The sequence below is a fragment of the Dactylosporangium maewongense genome (assembly GCF_039531485.1).
GTDB classification, from domain to species: domain Bacteria; phylum Actinomycetota; class Actinomycetes; order Mycobacteriales; family Micromonosporaceae; genus Dactylosporangium; species Dactylosporangium maewongense.
Genome location: NZ_BAAAQD010000050.1, coordinates 53,725 through 69,530, shown reverse-complemented (window position 1 = coordinate 69,530; position 15,806 = coordinate 53,725). Strand labels below are relative to the sequence as shown.

The 15,806-nt window shown below is 68.7% G+C and carries 14 protein-coding genes; 9 read left to right on the top strand and 5 right to left on the bottom strand.

Going from position 1 to position 15,806, the window contains the following annotated elements:
• Positions 1 to 122: 122 nt before the first annotated feature.
• Positions 123 to 3,218, bottom strand: coding sequence for a DEAD/DEAH box helicase (locus ABD332_RS56780; RefSeq protein WP_344514944.1), 3,096 nt, complete (start codon positions 3,216 to 3,218; stop codon positions 123 to 125).
• 608 nt (positions 3,219 to 3,826) lie between these two features.
• Positions 3,827 to 4,180, bottom strand: coding sequence for a hypothetical protein (locus ABD332_RS56775; RefSeq protein ID WP_344514943.1), 354 nt, complete (start codon positions 4,178 to 4,180; stop codon positions 3,827 to 3,829).
• Between ABD332_RS56775 and ABD332_RS56770 the strand changes: the two genes are divergently transcribed.
• From ABD332_RS56770 to ABD332_RS56760, 3 genes are all read left to right on the top strand, one after another.
• On the top strand, positions 4,161 to 5,609 hold the full coding sequence (locus ABD332_RS56770; RefSeq protein WP_344514942.1) for a hypothetical protein: 1,449 nt from the start codon (positions 4,161 to 4,163) through the stop codon (positions 5,607 to 5,609). The genes ABD332_RS56775 and ABD332_RS56770 overlap by 20 nt on opposite strands.
• A 152-nt stretch (positions 5,610 to 5,761) precedes the next feature.
• Complete coding sequence (locus tag ABD332_RS56765; protein ID WP_344514940.1) at positions 5,762 to 6,049, top strand: hypothetical protein; 288 nt, start codon at positions 5,762 to 5,764, stop codon at positions 6,047 to 6,049.
• On the top strand, positions 6,019 to 6,378 hold the full coding sequence (locus tag ABD332_RS56760; RefSeq protein WP_344514938.1) for a hypothetical protein: 360 nt from the start codon (positions 6,019 to 6,021) through the stop codon (positions 6,376 to 6,378). Before ABD332_RS56765 ends, ABD332_RS56760 begins: the two co-directional genes overlap by 31 nt.
• Before the next feature lie 1,009 nt (positions 6,379 to 7,387).
• Here ABD332_RS56760 and ABD332_RS56755 read toward each other — a convergent pair.
• Positions 7,388 to 8,038, bottom strand: coding sequence for a replication-relaxation family protein (locus ABD332_RS56755; RefSeq protein ID WP_344514936.1), 651 nt, complete (start codon positions 8,036 to 8,038; stop codon positions 7,388 to 7,390).
• Between the two features lie 515 nt (positions 8,039 to 8,553).
• Here ABD332_RS56755 and ABD332_RS56750 point away from each other — a divergent pair.
• From ABD332_RS56750 to ABD332_RS56735, 4 genes are all read left to right on the top strand, one after another.
• Positions 8,554 to 9,225, top strand: a complete 672-nt coding sequence (locus ABD332_RS56750; RefSeq protein ID WP_344514934.1) for an HNH endonuclease — start codon at positions 8,554 to 8,556, stop codon at positions 9,223 to 9,225.
• A gap of 63 nt (positions 9,226 to 9,288) precedes the next feature.
• Positions 9,289 to 9,801, top strand: coding sequence for a SigE family RNA polymerase sigma factor (locus ABD332_RS56745; RefSeq protein WP_344514932.1), 513 nt, complete (start codon positions 9,289 to 9,291; stop codon positions 9,799 to 9,801).
• Positions 9,798 to 11,153 carry a hypothetical protein gene (locus ABD332_RS56740; protein WP_344514930.1) on the top strand — a complete coding sequence of 452 codons (1,356 nt, stop codon included), beginning with the start codon at positions 9,798 to 9,800 and terminating at the stop codon, positions 11,151 to 11,153. Before ABD332_RS56745 ends, ABD332_RS56740 begins: the two co-directional genes overlap by 4 nt.
• A gap of 9 nt (positions 11,154 to 11,162) precedes the next feature.
• A complete protein-coding gene (locus tag ABD332_RS56735; protein WP_344514928.1) occupies positions 11,163 to 12,659 on the top strand; it encodes a plasmid pRiA4b ORF-3 family protein in 1,497 nt (498 codons plus the stop codon).
• Here ABD332_RS56735 and ABD332_RS56730 read toward each other — a convergent pair.
• Positions 12,654 to 13,436, bottom strand: a complete 783-nt coding sequence (locus ABD332_RS56730; RefSeq protein ID WP_344514926.1) for an META domain-containing protein — start codon at positions 13,434 to 13,436, stop codon at positions 12,654 to 12,656. The genes ABD332_RS56735 and ABD332_RS56730 overlap by 6 nt on opposite strands.
• A gap of 114 nt (positions 13,437 to 13,550) precedes the next feature.
• On the opposite strand from ABD332_RS56730, the gene ABD332_RS56725 reads away from it, so the two are divergent.
• On the top strand, positions 13,551 to 14,054 hold the full coding sequence (locus ABD332_RS56725) for a DUF6998 domain-containing protein (protein ID WP_344514924.1): 504 nt from the start codon (positions 13,551 to 13,553) through the stop codon (positions 14,052 to 14,054).
• A 12-nt stretch (positions 14,055 to 14,066) separates the two neighbouring features.
• Positions 14,067 to 14,843, top strand: a complete 777-nt coding sequence (locus tag ABD332_RS56720) for a hypothetical protein (RefSeq protein WP_344514922.1) — start codon at positions 14,067 to 14,069, stop codon at positions 14,841 to 14,843.
• Here the strand turns inward: ABD332_RS56720 and ABD332_RS56715 are convergent, their stop codons facing one another.
• On the bottom strand, positions 14,844 to 15,794 hold the full coding sequence (locus ABD332_RS56715) for a beta family protein (RefSeq protein WP_344514920.1): 951 nt from the start codon (positions 15,792 to 15,794) through the stop codon (positions 14,844 to 14,846).
• Positions 15,795 to 15,806 lie beyond the last annotated feature (12 nt).

Below are 15,806 nucleotides of genomic sequence, written 5' to 3'. Positions count from 1 at the left end.
CACCGCCCTGGAACACACCGTCAAGAACCGCCTCAAACGCATGCAATACCGCTGCGGCCTCTTCGACAGCTACCTCACCGCCACCGGCCTATCCCCACCCAAACCCTGACCCCGAAAGGTCTCTAGCTAACTGCAGCAGCGAACGCGGCGAACAGGTCTCCTGAGAGAGGCGTTTCGAGCTTCCAGGTCACGGCCATTGGGCGATCACCCTCGTGCTGGACGTAGGTAGCAGGGCCGAGGAACCAGAATGCCCGGTCATCAGCCCGAGTCCGCGCGAACAACAGGATTGAGCGGCCCATCGCCACATGGTTGCAGTACCGCCTACCGGTTGGGCTGTCGCCAGATGTGGTGGACTGACTCTCCCAATGGATGAGGTCGGGGCTGATGGCGTAGTCGCGGTAGCGAGTGGTTGGGGAGAAGTCGCCACTGGTCTTGTCGAGGGTAAAGACGAACACGTCGGCACCGACGGCCTTTGCGTCGTAAACACCCTCGCGCCACTGGGGCGTTTTGGCCCCGGCACCCTCGCCGACCGCCGCCAGAATCTCAATGCGCGTGTACTGGCTGTGCACCTGTAGTGGGACGTCGGGCAGCGCCTGGTGCTGCAGGTGGCTGGATGCATCGCCAAGGACATGGAGCAGATCGCGCAGCTCAACGATCACCTGAGGGTGCGACCAGAGCATGTCGACCGCGGACTGGAGCGAGGTGTCCTTCGTGACCACCTGATCCGCGAGGTTCGCAACGAGCATGTGCACCAGGCGCCGCTCGACGCCGCTCATCGTGTCGACCTTGGGTGGGCTCATGTGTGCTAGCAGCGAACGGTACTCATCAACCCGCTGACGGTCATCCACGTGCAGCATTCGGCCGATGCCACGGCGGAGGGCTTGTTCATTTGACCCCGCAGGAGCAACGGACAGGCCAGCTGCCTCGCGCAGCGCCGACCAGCCGCGGTTGCCGGCGTAAATATCAGCAACCTCGAGCCCCGTCTCGGTGAGGTAGTTCGCTATGGTCACCGTTGGTTGATGTTGAGCCAGCGCCCGGAGTTCGGCGACTTTGGACGGCCAACGGGACGGGATGGCCTCGCGAACACTGCGCAAGACGATGTCGCGCGCCACCCGATCAAGCTCCATATGGCAGCCGGCCGGTAGGAACGGGAAGCCTTCTGCGACGGCTCGTTCGAGGTCGCTACGAGTGCCGCCGAGGAGCGCGCGATACCGCTGATCGAAACGGAACTCGCGACGGTGCATCCCGACGAAGTCCAGCACTGTACAAACGCTCTTGCCCCTCGCGATCCGCAAGCCTCGGCCCAGCTGTTGCAGAAACAGCGTCGCGCTTTCGGTGGGCCGCAGCATGAGCAGAGTGTCGACGTCGGGCACATCAACGCCTTCGTTGAACAGCTCGACCGAGAAGATGACCTGAAGCGCGCCTTCCTCAAGTTCCCGGATCGCGGACTCACGCTCCGCGTCCGGCGTCTCACCCGAGACGGCAACGGCGGCCACGCCGAGCTTTTGGAACTGTTCGGCCATGAAGCGGGCGTGGGCGACGCTGACACAGAAGCCCAGGCATCGGATCGTCGAGACATCGGTTACGTGCTGGTCGAGTTGCTTGTAGACGAAGCGCGCCCATGCCATGTCGCTGGTGTAGATCTCCGTCAGCGCCGCATCGTCATAACCGCGCCCGCGGCGCCACGGCACCTCCCGCAGGTCGATGCCGTCGTGGATGCCGTAGTAGGCGAACGGCGCCAGGCGGTGCTGTTCGATGGCGTCCCACAGGCGCAGTTCCGCTGCGATGCGATCGCCGAACCAGTGCAAGAGCGGTAGGCCATCGGCGCGCTCTGGCGTGGCGGTAAGTCCGAGCAGCTCCTGTGGCTTCAGATCTTCCATGATGGCGCGGTACGACGGCGCCGCGGCGTGGTGGAATTCATCGATGATGATGACGTCAAAGTGGTCCGGAGCGAGGTGCTGCAGCCCGTTGGCCGCCAGCGTCTGCACAGACGCAAAAACCTGGTTGAACTGGGTGGGTCGCGTACCTCCAACCCACTTCTCGCCGAACTCGTAGTCGCGCATCACGTGGCGAAACGTCGCCATGCTCTGGTCGAGGATTCGCTCTCGATGTGCAACAAACAGCAGCCGTGCCCGAGGCAGCTTCTGCCGGAGTCGCGCATAGTCAACTGCTGCCATCACTGTCTTGCCCGTGCCAGTGGCCGAGACCAGCAGATTGCGATGATGTCCCCGCGTGCGTGAGAGCTCGATGAGCTCAAGCATCCGCTCCTGGAACGGCTCAAGACGGACTTCCAGTGGACTCAGCATCGGAACAGTGCGTCCGTCGGACCGTCGGGATTGGTCGAGGGCCTGCTGAAAGTCTGCCTGGACGTAGGGAATGAAGTCGCCGCTTTGCCAGTAGCTCTCGAAGACGGCATCAATCTTCTTGATGACGTCTAGGTTGCGAGCTGCCGACACCCGGACGTTCCACTCCAGGCCGGCGACCTGGGCAGAGTGGGTGAGGTTGGATGATCCGACGTATGCCGTACTGAACGCTGACCGGCGGTGAAACAGCCACGCCTTGGCGTGGAGGCGGGTCGTGGTCACGTCGTAGGAGACCCGGACTTCGGCGCCGAGATCGGCCAGCAGGTCGAGCGCCTTGCCTTCGGTTGAGCCGGTGTATGTGGTCGTCAGTACCCGTAGCCGTCTTCCTCGCGCGCAATGCTGCCGGAGTGCGTCAATGATTGGCCGTAGACCGCTCGTGCGGATGAACGCCATCACCAGGTCGATGGCGTCCGCTGACTCAATTTCGGTGAGGACCTGGCTGCCGACTCTGGGTTCGCCGGGTGCGTTGGTGAGCAGCGTCGTGTCGAGCAGTGGAATGAGTGGTCGTCCGGCACTACGGACGGAGCCGTCAGGTTGCCGCTCGCCGACGGCGGCTAACACCTCACCGGGCGCCAGTGGCGATTCGAGCGCCGGGCCAGTTCGGGGCAGCTGGGTGCCGAGCGCTTCAAGGAGACGCCGCGCCACGTCGACGCCGGTCGCAACTCGGTCGGCTTCAGGTACGGCATCGAGGGCCCGCTCTACCTGCTGAGCGATCAGCAGTGCGATCCGATCGGCTGCATCGGCCGACCGCAGACCGTGCCGCTTGACGAGTCCCTGGTCGACGCTCAACAACCGCTCTTCGAGGGCCTTCGTTACGACGATCTCGTAGAGCCCCGCAGGCACGTCGTTAGCCACCGCATCAGTTTGCCCCAGGGCGGCGGTCGCCGATTACGGCAGCACCGCGATCCAAGCCGTCCGCAACCATGCGGTGTCCTGTTCGGTCCCCGCGGCGAGCGGCGCGAACTTGTCGAGGCGTTCGTCGAGCAGTCGGTGGATTCCGAGGTGTACCGGCGGCTGGCATCTGACGTGAGCGGCGAGGTGACGTAGCGAACCGGCTGGTGTCGGTTGACCACATGGCGTGATGGGTTCGCGGGTTTGACTGAAGGCTGGGCGGCATGTCCTACGGTTCTATGAGGCATGCGTCTTTCCCGCTCGCGTCGTGTCCTGGCAGGTGCCTTGGCGGGTGCCGTTGTCGTGGCGACGTTGTCGTTTTCCGAGACCGCTGCGCAGGCCGATCCGGGGGACCGGCCCATCGCATTCACGAGTAGCAGCACGGGATATCCGGCCGACAGGTGTAACACGGACCTCGGGCCGGCGCATCTCGTCATGGACAACATCAGTGCAGGTGCGGAAATGTCGGGCACGGCCACCATGGCGGGCCGGGGTTCCAACGACTTCTATTTTGAGCTGAAGTTCGTCGACAACTCGTACAGCGTCGTCGAGGACCTCGCGAACGTCGGGTATCAGCGTGTGCAGGGTGTGTACACGACGGTCGACTTCTCGTTCACGGCGCCTGTGGCCGGGAAGCTTGTCGGGTGCCGGTCGGCGGAGGTCGATGAGGCGGGGGTGTCCGGCCCGGCGGGGAAGGTCACCGGGACGGTGAAGGGTGACGGCGGGCCCAGCGCGACGCCGGCCATCACCGTGACGGGCACGTCGGTGGCGTTGAAGGCGGTCGACATCGCGCCGAACACGGGCCTCATCAGCTGGGACGTGTACGCGGAGGGCGCCGCCGAGCCGGTTGCCGAGCGGGACGGTGTCGAGGCGACCGTCGACGGGCTGGCGCCCGGCAGGTACGAGGTGAAGCTGAGCTTCTGCACGTTGTCGCCGCCGCTGCACTGCGGTTTCGCGACCGGGACGTTCACCATCACGGCGCCGGTGGATTTCGAGGTTGTCGAGATTCCCGGAAGGGCGTTGTCGCGTCGGTTGGTGGTGTCGAGTCCGGCGGTCGACACCTCGTACACGTGGAGCGTCAACGGCACGCCGCTCGGTGAAAGCGGACCGAGTGTGGTGTGGAATGCGCCGCTGCCGGGGACCTATGAGATCGCGATGACCGCCACCAAGAACGGGACCGGTCGGACCGTGCGGCGGCAGGTCACGGTCGGCTATCGCATCGACGTGGTTGACACGCTTGCCAATGGGCTCATGAAGGGTCTGGTCGCGGATCCGAAAGCGCCGTGTGACGGGGACCGGACGGTGCTCACCGTGACGTCCGACATTGGGATCTGGGCGACGCTGCGCACTTCGGCGTCTCCCGCGTTGACGAATCCGCCTGTACCGGGTGGCACCGCGGAACTGGGATTGCTGCCGCCGAACGGGGTCGCGACGTGGACCGGCGGGTGTTTCAACAAGGCCGGGCAGAGTTTCTGGGTCGACGCCGACATCGCCGACAGGCGGGCGCTTGCGGCGACGGCGCTGGCCGGGTTCCTGAGCTCCGTCTCGGGCGGCAGAATCGACGTGAACGCGATGGCGCGCGCCATGACGTACTGGGAAAGCGTCTCCGAATGGCCGCTACCGAACACCCGCGCCGCCATCGATGAGATGGTCCGGATCGCCCAAGGCAAAGGCAAAATCGCCGTCGCGGGTGGGTACCTGTATGCGGCGCTGACGCTGGAGCCCGAGGCGACCAGGCTGCGGGAGTTCCTGTTCGCCACGGTCGGGGCGGTGCCCGGAATAGGTGACCTCGCGCAGCTCGCGGAGGAGGCGACGAAGGCGTGGCTCGGGCTCGGCGCCGACCCGTACAAACTCGGCGACCGCGCGACCGAGGAGCAGCTGAAACGCCGAAAGGCAAACGTCGAGGAACGCCTGCCGGACCAGGAGCAGAACGTGCTCGACGCGACCACCAAGAAGGCCGAGAAGGACCTGCGGCTCAAGGAGATCGACGACGACATCAAGGCCGTCGGAAAGGACCTGGACGCGCGGAAGGCGGAGCGTGCCGCGCTCGTGTGCCCGCCGAAGGTGCAGCAGTGCCTGATCAGGCAGCGGCAGCTGGACGGCGAGATCCAGCGGCTGACGGCGAAGCTGAAGAACCTCGTGGAGAAGGCTCACCCGCCGGCGCTCGAACGGGCCACCAAGGCCGCCACGAAACTGCTCGAAGAGGAGAAGGCACTGGCCGCGATGACCAAGGCCATCAAGGTCCTCGGCACGGTCGTGCAGCTGCTCAACCAGCTCGCCATGAACGCGGAGCTGGCCATTCGCCTCATGCAGGGGCAGCGCAAGGGCACCATGGAGTTCCGTACAGGCATCTGAGACTTCTCAAGACTTGGTCAACCCGTCGGCCGAAACGCCCAACGCTTCGACGGTTGTCCCTACCTTCATCGGTATCGGGGGCTGTACCCGCGGCACGCCAGCGCTGCTGTGCCGCGGCGGCCTCCACCCCATCCGCACAACGGGGGGAACCGATGAAACGCATGCTTGTGATGGCGGCTGTACTGTTCGCGCTGGCGGGCTGCTCGGAACAGCTCGGCGACCGCGGCGGCGACGAGGGCGCCGCACCCGACAAGATTTCCGACGTCGACTACATCGAGGTGTACCGCAACGCGGACAACTTCCCGAATGTGGCCCGCGTGTGCATTCGCGGGATCGCGTTCGCGGCCACCTCGAGCGGCGCCCGCGGCGAGGACTCCTACGCCGCACCGGACCTCGTCCGCGTCCCCGAATGGGACCCGACCTGCCCGGCCGCGAAATGAAGCGCCTGGCGCTGGCGGCGGCGTTGGTACTGGCGCTGGCCGGCTGCTCGGAACAGCTCGGCGACCGCGGCGGCAAAGAAGGCGCCCCACCCGACAAGATTTCCGACGTCGACTACATCGAGGTCTTCCGCAACGCCGACAACTTCCCGAACGTGGCGATGGTCTGCGTGCGCGGAATCGCGTTCGCGGCGACGGCGAGCCGGGAGGGAATGAGCGCGCCGTCGCTGCTTCGGGTGCCGGAATGGGACGCGCGCTGCAAGACGGTGTCGCCGGGTACGGCGCCGTCCACGACGCCTTCTTCAGCGAGCCCGTCCCCGTTCCCATCCTGAGCGAAGAGGTGCCTCACTGGTACCCGTACCCGGGTTGACCAACTGGGTACGGGTACGGCGCGCGGGGTTGGGCAACCGGGTACGGGAACGGCGGACGAGTTGACCAACCACGTGCGGGAACGGCGGATGGGTTGGGCAACGGGTACGGGAACGGCCGGTGGGTTGACCAACCGGTTGGCAGTGGGAACGGGCCTGCCAGGTCGGTTGGACAACGAGTTTGCGCAACGCGTTGGGCAACTGCCGTCTGGAGCGGTACGGGCGGCCGGAACGGAACGAGTACGGAACGCCGTACGGTCCCGCCAGCCGCAAAACCAGCGGTCATGCGCTCTCGTACCGGGGATGCGCCCGGCGTTCCCGCGTGCTGTACCGGTTCCGCGTACCGCGCCGCCCTGATGCACCCGTTCCCGTTCCCGGGTCTTGCCCAGTACCGCGTCGTACCCGGCCGGCTTGTGTTCCCGTTCCAGGTCGTACCCGCCGTCCGGCACGCCAGCTGACGGTACGGGATCGAGCGGCATCGGGAACGGCGTCGCGACGGCGACGGAGGGATCGACCGTACCCGCTACGCGGCGGCTGTACGGCTGCCTGCGGCCGGGAATCTGTCGACGGTGCTGAGGAAAAAAGCGCGTGCTGCCCGTACCGGCCGGAGCGGGCTTCTGAGCACATCGCGCGACGCCGGAATGAGCGTCCGGTGGCCAGGCGGCTCTCGCCCGTACCGTCAAGCCCGGCAGGTCACGTAGTACCGATCTTGCCGCCGAGAGTTCGAGGTTGCGGAAGCCCTTACGCACCTTCCTCTCCTCGGGAATGACTCTCTTTAGAGACATTGTCGGGTTTCTCGAACGGTGCCTCGCATGCCCTTTGAGCTGCGAGGTTGGGTCCCGTTGGCGCCGGAATCCAGGGTCTTGGCCCACCTAGGGGAACGCCTACCCATCCGCCCGGGGCAACACCCGGGGCAGCGAAGATCCAACAGGCGGTTCGCCGGCCAAGAATCGGCCGGCGAACCGGGTGCCTGTTACTGCGCGAGCGGGCGGCGGTCCAGGCGCAGGAGCGCGCTGTCGTCCGCGGGGTCGCCGAGCCGGCCGAGGTCGATCAGACGGCGCGGCGGCTCCGGCGCACCCGCCGCGCCGGTCGGCAGCCAGACCGCATCGGCGACGCCCGTGCCGTCCATCAGGCGGTCCCGGGCGACCGTCGCGACCGGGACCGCTCGCGGCTGCCGCCCGAGCGCCTTGTGCAGGTGCTCCTCGCGGGTGTGGTCCGGCAGCGAGAACAGCACCGGCCAGGCAGGTCCGCCCTCGGTGACCAGCTGCTCGTAACGCTGCACCTTCTCCACCAGCGTCGGTACGGACTCCGTCGCGCGGTCGAGCTCGAGGAAGAACGCCACCCGCAGGTCGCCTTCCTGATAGATGCCGTGGCCGTCGGCGCGGACCCGGTGCATGCTCACCGAGCCGAACCGCAGCGGGGCCGCGCACTGCCGCTCCAACAGCCGCAGCCGGTACAGCCGCAGCAGACGCTCCTGGGCGGCGTCCTGCCGGTTGAACAGCGCCGCGGTGATCTGCGCCGTGCTCAGGACCTGGTGGTCATACAGCCAGTCGAGCAGGCGATGGTCCCGGTCGGTGAGGAACGACTGTGCGTAGAGCACCGGATCGTGGTGGGGCTGTGTCATCCATGCCTCCAAGGCAACAGCGGTGCCGCGCGTGTGCGGCTCCTCCTGCCCGGTCATGGCCTCCAGTTGGGTGCCTTCGTGCGTCGCGAAGCCCCAACCGTGATCAACCGCCGCCAACAGCATGCCAACCGGTTGGTGGCGGTTGGTTCCCCGATCGGATCGGGACGCACCAACCAGACCAACCGGAGGCCATGCATACGTAGGAGGCGAGTCGTAAGGCCACAGCGGCATCGATGGAGCACACTGTTCGCCGTGAGGGCTTACGTGGGCGTGACCGACGGCCAGTGGTACAGGTTCCTCGCCGAGCGCCCGCACCTGCAGGAGGTCAACTTCTGGCGTCCCGCCGGCGACAAGGCGTTCCGGGCGCTGCAGGTCGGCGAGCCGTTCTTCTTCAAGTCCCACGCCCGCACAACCGGGTCGTCGGCGGCGGGTTCTACAGCGGCTTCGCCCGGCTGCCGATCTCAGAAGCGTGGGAGCTGTTCGGCGAAGGCAACGGCGCCGCCAGCCTCCAGCAGATGCGCGATGCCATCAGCCGGTACCGGCATCAGCCGATCTCGCCGCGCGACGACCCGATCATCGGCTGCCTCTTCGTCCGCGACACACGGTTCTTCGGTGCCGACGAGGACGCCGGGCCGCCGCCGGACTTCGCGTCGAACATCGTCCAGGGCAAGGGCTACGACCTGGCCGACGGTGCGTACGCCGGCTACTTCCGCGACGTGATCCACCGGCTCACCGGCCCGGCCGTCGAACTGGACCTCAGCGAACCCTGGCACCGCGCCGGACCCGTCTACGGCGACCCGCGCCTGCAGCCGCAGCGGCTCGGCCAGCAGGCGTTCAAGGGCGTCGTCCTCGACGCGTACCGCCACCGCTGCGCGATCACCGGCGCGAAGATCCGGCCCGTGCTGCAGGCGGCGCACATCCTGCCGCTGCCGAGTGGCGGCCAGCACCGGCTCGACAACGGCCTGCTGCTGCGGTCCGACGTGCACATCATGTTCGACCGGGGGTACCTGAGCGTCGACCCGAAGCACCGGCTGCTGGTCAGCCCGAGGCTGCGCGAGGACTTCGGCAACGGCGAGGAGTTCTACTCCCGGCACGGCCAGTCGATCGCCGTGCCGGAGCGCGCCGCCGACCGGCCGCACCACGACTTCCTGGAATGGCACGTGGACACGGTCTTCCAGGCTGGATGACGAAACAGGTTCCAACCTGGCCGGCTGTTGGAGGCATGTACTCCAACGAAGGGGAGGAGCCGCGTGGAGGACGAAGAAGGATTCCGGGAGTTCGTGCGGGCGCGGCTGCCTCGGTTGTCCCGGGCCGCCTACCTGCTCGCCGGCGGGCATGCCCAAGCCGAGGACCTCATTCAGGCTGCCCTGATCAAGACGGCCACGCACTGGTCCAAGGTTTCCAGGGCCGGGGATCCCGAGGCGTACGTGCGGAAGATCCTCTATCACGAGCACGTCCGCTCCTGGCGGAGGCGGCGGTTCCTCGAGCACACGACGGCCAGCGTTCCTGAGAACGCGGCCGTCAGTGGTGATGAGACCGGCAGAGCGGAGCTGAGGGTCGTGCTGGAGCAGGCCCTGGCCAAGCTGACCAAGCGGCAGCGGGCCGTTGTGGTGCTGCGGTACTTCGAGGATCTGTCCGAAGTGGAGACGGCGCAGGTCATGGGGACGTCGGTGGGGACGGTGAAGAGCCAGACCAGTCATGCGCTGGGGCGGTTGCGGGTGCTGGCGCCGGAGTTGGAAGACGTGATGGAGGTGCGGTCGTGACGCGGCGGCTCGCGGAGGTGCTGGGGGACGTTGCCGAGCAGGCCAAGCTGTACGACCTCACCGACAACGCCATCAAGGTCGTGCGGCGGCGTCGGCGGGTGCGCAAGACCGCCGTGGCGATGGTGACGATGGTGGCGGTGCTCGTCGGGGTGGTCGCGTTCGTGCTGCCGTCCGGCGGGCCGGGAAGGCCGGAGGGCGGGCCCGGAAGGCTCGACGGGGAGCCGTCGAGCAAGGTGCTGCCGCTGCTCGAAGCGCCGACGCGCGGATCTCTCAAGGATGACGTCGCGTTCCTCGACGCGTTGTTGGATCGGGTCGTCGATAATCCATCCGCCTTTGGATTGCCGGGCGATCGCGCGCGGTTGCGGGTGCTCTTCGCCGGGGATCTGCCCGGGAACCGGAGGGTGGCGCTCGTCGCTGGGGTCACCGCCGCGCCGAGGATGGTCCACCTCACCGCGTCGGGGAAGGCGGCGGTGAAGAAGCTGGAGCTCACCGGCTGGTCCGATGTGGAGGATCCGGTCGTCCGCGAAGAGTGGCGCAACGACAAGAACCAGGGCTACGCGCTGCTCTTCGGGCCCGCGGACTACGAAGTCTCGGTGTCGGAGGCGCCGCGGTACATGGACGACGGAACAATCCAACGGACGTGGGAATCTGAGCCGACGGGCTACATCGTCCGCGACACCAGCACGTTGCCGCGTGGGCTGCGGGTCCGCATGAGCAGGGGCGACGTCGTGTTCTACGAGGCGGCCGTCGCCTCGCCCGGCACCGCGCGGGCGGAGCGGATCGACCCGAGCCCGCTGTACGGCCGCGGCAAACCCGCTCCGAGGGCGGCCCAGGTGGCGGCGGACGCGCTCGCATACAGCACCGGACTCGTCGGACCGGGCATCCAGTACGTGGTGCTGTGGAGCGACGACTTCGCGGTGCCTGATGGCGTCGGCCAGATCGCCACCGTGATGGCGGTGACCGAGCAGGGCGGCGGGCCGTACATCACCATCGCGACCGACACGAGCCCGGAACCCAACGGTCGTAACCACCCGACCGGCGCCGGCGTCGCCGGAAACCCCGAGCACACCGTGATCGCCATGCGCATGCCCCACTTCGACGACACGGCGCCGGACACCCTCCAGATCGTGGCGCCGCCGCAGGCCGTCCGGGTCGACCTGCTGAAGGGCGAGGAGGTGTTGGCGACTGTACCGCTGAGCAACGGCCTCGGCCGGGTCGAACTGCCCGGCCCGCTCCAACTGACCGTCCGCGCCCTCGACGCCCAGGGCAAGGTCATCGCGCAGCGCGCCTTCGCGGACCTGACCGGCAACCAGCCCTCCGGCGGTTACGAGCCGGAGGTGCACGGCTGGTAGAACCTGACCATGACCGACATCATGGTCCGTGCCCGGAAGCTCGCGGAGTGGGTCGGTGCGGGCGGCCGCACCGTCACGGCCAAGGGCGTGCCGCGGCCGGCCGACATCCCGGCGGCCGCGGCGGTCGCCGGCGTCGAGGTGCCCGCGAAGGTCAGGTCCGCCGCCGACATGGAAGGCCTGCACCGGCCGTGGACCGCGGCGGTCGGGGCCGGGTACATCAGCATCGACGGCAACAGGGCGACGATGGTCGGCGGCCCCGGCCGTGACCCGGCCGACGCGCGGTGGGACGCGCTGCTCGCCGTCCTGGCGGTGGAGTCCGACGACCCGCGGCACCAGGGCGCTCTCATCGCGTGCGCCGAGGTGCTGGCCGCCCTGGTCGACGGCGCCGACCTCGACGACCTCGACGACCGCGTCGACGAGCGGCTCGAGGACCGGTCGCCGCGGGAGTTCCGGGCGGTGTACCGGGCGTTCCGGCGCGGCGTGCTGCCAGTCGCGGGAGCCCTCACGCTGCTCGCCGAGTTCGGCGCGGTCGATCATCAAGGGCGCCTCACCGCGCTGGGCCGCGAGACGGCCGCGCGCCTCGCGTTGCCGCCGCCCGTGCGGCCCGACCTGCCGGTCACCGAGCTGCTCGCCAGGCTGCGGGACATGTCCGACGCCGAGGCCGGGCGCGCCACCTGGCGCTGGCTCGACGGCAGGGACCTCGCCGCGACCGTCGCCGAGCTGCTCGCCGCCGCCGGGGCCGGTGGTGCCGCCGACCGGCTGGACGCGTTCGGCGTCATCGCCGTGATCGGCGACCCCGCGCGACCCTTCCTGCGGCCGATCCTGGAGCACCCGATGCTCGCGGTGCACGCCCGGACGACGCTGTCCGACGAGGAGCCGTCCGAGGCGGACCGGTGCTGGCTCACCGTCGAGGTCGCCCTCGCCGAGGACGACCCGGAGGAGCGCTACCACCTGGTCGAGGAGTGCGGCGGCACGGCAACGATCGAGGCCAGCGACCACCCCGACCGTGCCCACCTCCTCGATCTGCTGAAGGCGTCCGGCCGTCCGGAGATTCCGGTGTACGAGCTGAAGGTCGCCCTCAGCAGCACGGTGTGGCGCCGCCTGCGGCTGCCGGGCCCGACGACCCTGGAGGTCCTCCACGCGGCGGTCCAGGTCGCGTTCGACTGGGACGACGAGCACGCCCACCTGTTCGAAGCCGCCGGCCAGCACTACAGCGACGTGTACCTCAACCTGGAGGATTCGGAGGACGAGTCAGCGGTCCGCCTGTCGAAGCTCCTGCCCGGCCGCGGCGCCAGGATGACGTACGTCTACGACCTCGGCGACTGGTGGGAGCACACCATCACCGTCGAGCGCATCACCGTTCCTGAAGACCCGGGTCCGATCGCGTGTACGGCCGGTGTCGGCGATGCCCCGGTCGAGGACTGGAACGAGGACGACGGCCCCGACACCACGCCGTTCGACCTCGACACCATCAACCAGCGCCTCGCCCAGTTGACGTCCTCATGAGGGTGACGGCGTCGCGCGGCCGGCGGTGAGACCCAGGCCGGTGCCGTCGGCGGCGGTCAGCGTCAGCCGGCCGGCCTCGATCCGGAACTGCGCCGTGCCCCGCAGGACGTGCAGCACCTTGTCCTCGACCAGGCCGGCCTCGGCGCACGCCTTGCGGGTCGAGGCCACGGCGGTGAACGTGATCGTCTCGGTGTCGACCGTGTACGTGCCGGTGAGGCTGTTGCAGCCGCCGGAGCCGGTGACCTTCCCGTCGATCGTGAAGGTCAGGTGCGCGCGCACACCGGCCGGCACCGAGCCGGAGGTCTGCCCGTCGACCAGCGTGTCGACGGTCCACTCGGGGCCGACGAGCTGCGCGTCCGGCTCGGCCACCGAGCCCTCGACGAAGCTGACCGTGGTGCCGCCGCCCTCCAGCACCAGATTCGCCCCATCAAGACGTAACTCGGGGCCGGCCTCCAGGAACGTCGCGAGCCAGGTGTCCTGCTCGGCCCGCTGCGGGTCGCATCCCATGGCCGTGCTCGCGACCTCGCTGACGACCAGCCGCCCGCCGTCGATCCGCGCAGCGCCGCTGATGTAGTTGCAGCCTGCCTGGAAGCCGACCTTGCCGTCGCTGAACCGCAGCTCGATCCGGGTGCCGGGGACGAGCGGGCGGCTCGTCGACTGCGACAGGAACGTCCGCCCCCACGGCCCGCCGCCGCCCGCCGCATTCTCGCGGGCGCACCCGGCCAGCCCGAGGGCCGACAGGAGCACCACCGTCAGCACGGCTCCGAAACGCCTCATGCTTCCTTGGACGCGAGGCCGCTCCTCGTGGTTCCCGACGGACTCGGCCACATGGCGCCGAAGCCCGTCTGAGCGTCCGATCGCGGTCCGCTCGATGACTGCCAGGGTGAAGCGATGGACGCCTTGACGGAACTCGCCGCGCTGCTGGCGGAGCGCGCCCGGATCGACGTGGACATCGCACGGCTGACCGGCCGCTCGGCGCGGCCCGGTGACGTTGGAGAATTCATCGCGGCACGGATTTTCGACATCGAACTGGCGAAGACGGCGGTGCAGGCGGGTTACGACGGCCGGTTCAGCAGCGGCCCCCTCACCGGCCGGACCGTGAACGTCAAGCTCTACGGCGACGCGTACGCCGGCATCGACCTCGGCACCCACCCGTGCGACTACTACCTCGTGCTGTCGGGACCGTCATCGACCCGGTTCGCGATCACCGGCGTGTACCTCTTCGACACCGAGCAACTGACGGCCGTGCTGCGGGAGCGCGGGGTGAAGATCGGCATCGCGACCAGCATCCGCCGCGCCGACCTGGAAGCCGCCCGCATCTACCCAGACCCGGCGCCCACCGCGGCGTTCACGCTGACCGACGTGCACCGCAAGCTGCTGACCCTCTTCAGCTGATCGGGAGTTGCGATGATGTTCCGGCGCTGGGCCGCACAGTTCGACCAGCACCATCTCGTACTGCAACGACGGCGCCTCCTGCCGTGGCGCAAGTCGGACGTCAGGACGTTTCCGCTGGCTGCGGTCGTCGAGATGGTCTCGCTGCCCACGGCGGTCCGGACGCAGTGGCATGCGCGGATCGGGATACGCAATCCGCGCATGCCGCAGTGGATCGACCACTACAACGTCGAGTTCGCGTCGGAGGATTGGCCGCGCGCTGTCGCGCTCGTGAGCAGCCGGACCGTCGCGCCCGTGTGGAGGCCGTGGACCACGCCGGTTGCTGTCGCGCCACCATCACCGCCGCCTTCACCCGGCCCGCCGCTGCTGCCGCCGGAGTTGGCGCCGGTTGGGCGGGCGGATGTGCGTTCGACGTCCCGGGTCATGCGGGCAGGGGAAGGCAAGCGGTCGGTCTGGCTGTGGACCGAGGGTGGCCGCATCCACGCTTCGCTCGTACCTGTGGCCGATGCGACAAAGCACAGACTGAACTCCGCCGAGGTCGCCGGTCTCCTGCTTGCCGACTCGTCGAAAGCCATGCCGGCGATCCGGGCGCTGACCGGCATTGCCGAGGACTGGCGGGCGGTGGCTGACATGCGGAAGTGGCGGCGGCCCGGCCGGGTGGTCGTCAACCTCGGCGCCGCGGACATCGCCCCGCGGCAGGGGCCCTTGCAGCGACCGGCCGGCATGGGTCCGGACGGCAGCGTGCGGACGGTCTCCGGAGGGCTGCCGGGCCTCGGCAAGAGGCACCGCTGACTACTGCCGGGTGAGTTGGTGGACGACGTGGGCGAGGTGGTGGGACGTGCCCCAGGCGCGCCAGTTGGTGGCGTTGCCCGGGCCGGGCTGGCCGGCGGCGCGGGCGGCGATCTCGGCGTCGCCCCAGGAGAAGTCGGGGCCGGGCCAGGTGTCTGAGGAGATGACTGCGCGGCACAGGTGGTACATGTCGGAGTCGGGGGAGCGGTGGATCTGCCAGGTGGTGTCGCCGGTGTACCGGAGGTTCGGGCTCGGGCGCCAGCGCGGGTTGGTGGTCTGCGGGTGGGCGATGCCGTAGTCGCCGTACTGGACGTCGGGGTCCTCGATGCGGTGCCACAGGGCCAGGTCCCAGCGGGGGATCTCCGCCGGGGTGTGGCGGGGCAGGATGGCGGGCATGGCGCCGGCGGCGACGGTGATCGAGCGCCACGGTCTTCGGTGGGCCCAGGCGAGGTACTTCCGCACGAGGGGCTCGGTGCGGGTGAGGTCGCGGTCCGACAGTACCGACGCCATGTCGAGCAACAGGTCGCACTGCTCCGGCGGGAGGCCGGGCGCCAGGATCGGCCCCTCGGGTGGGTCGCCGGTGAGGCGGACGAGTGCGCGGCCGAGGTGGAGCCGGGCGGCGTGGGCGGCGACCGCCAACTGCGCGGGCGGATCCGTCAGGTGCACGACGGGCAGCATGGGGACGCCGAACGCCGCGAGATCGTGGGCGACGTAATCCAACGGGCTGTGGATTCCCGACAGCGGCACGGCGAGCCGGTGCGTGTCGACGGCGATCAGCAGGCCCTCGGGCACGGAGTCCGCGACCTTCAGGCTGAACGACCACAGGTCCTTGCCCGGGCCGTTCGCCGTGGGGACGACCTCGAAGACCGGCATGACGAGCGGGGCGAGCGGGGCGGCCAGCTCCGCGATCGCCCTGAACTCGCCCTTGCGTGCCTTGAGGATCGGGACGTACATCGTCATCAATGG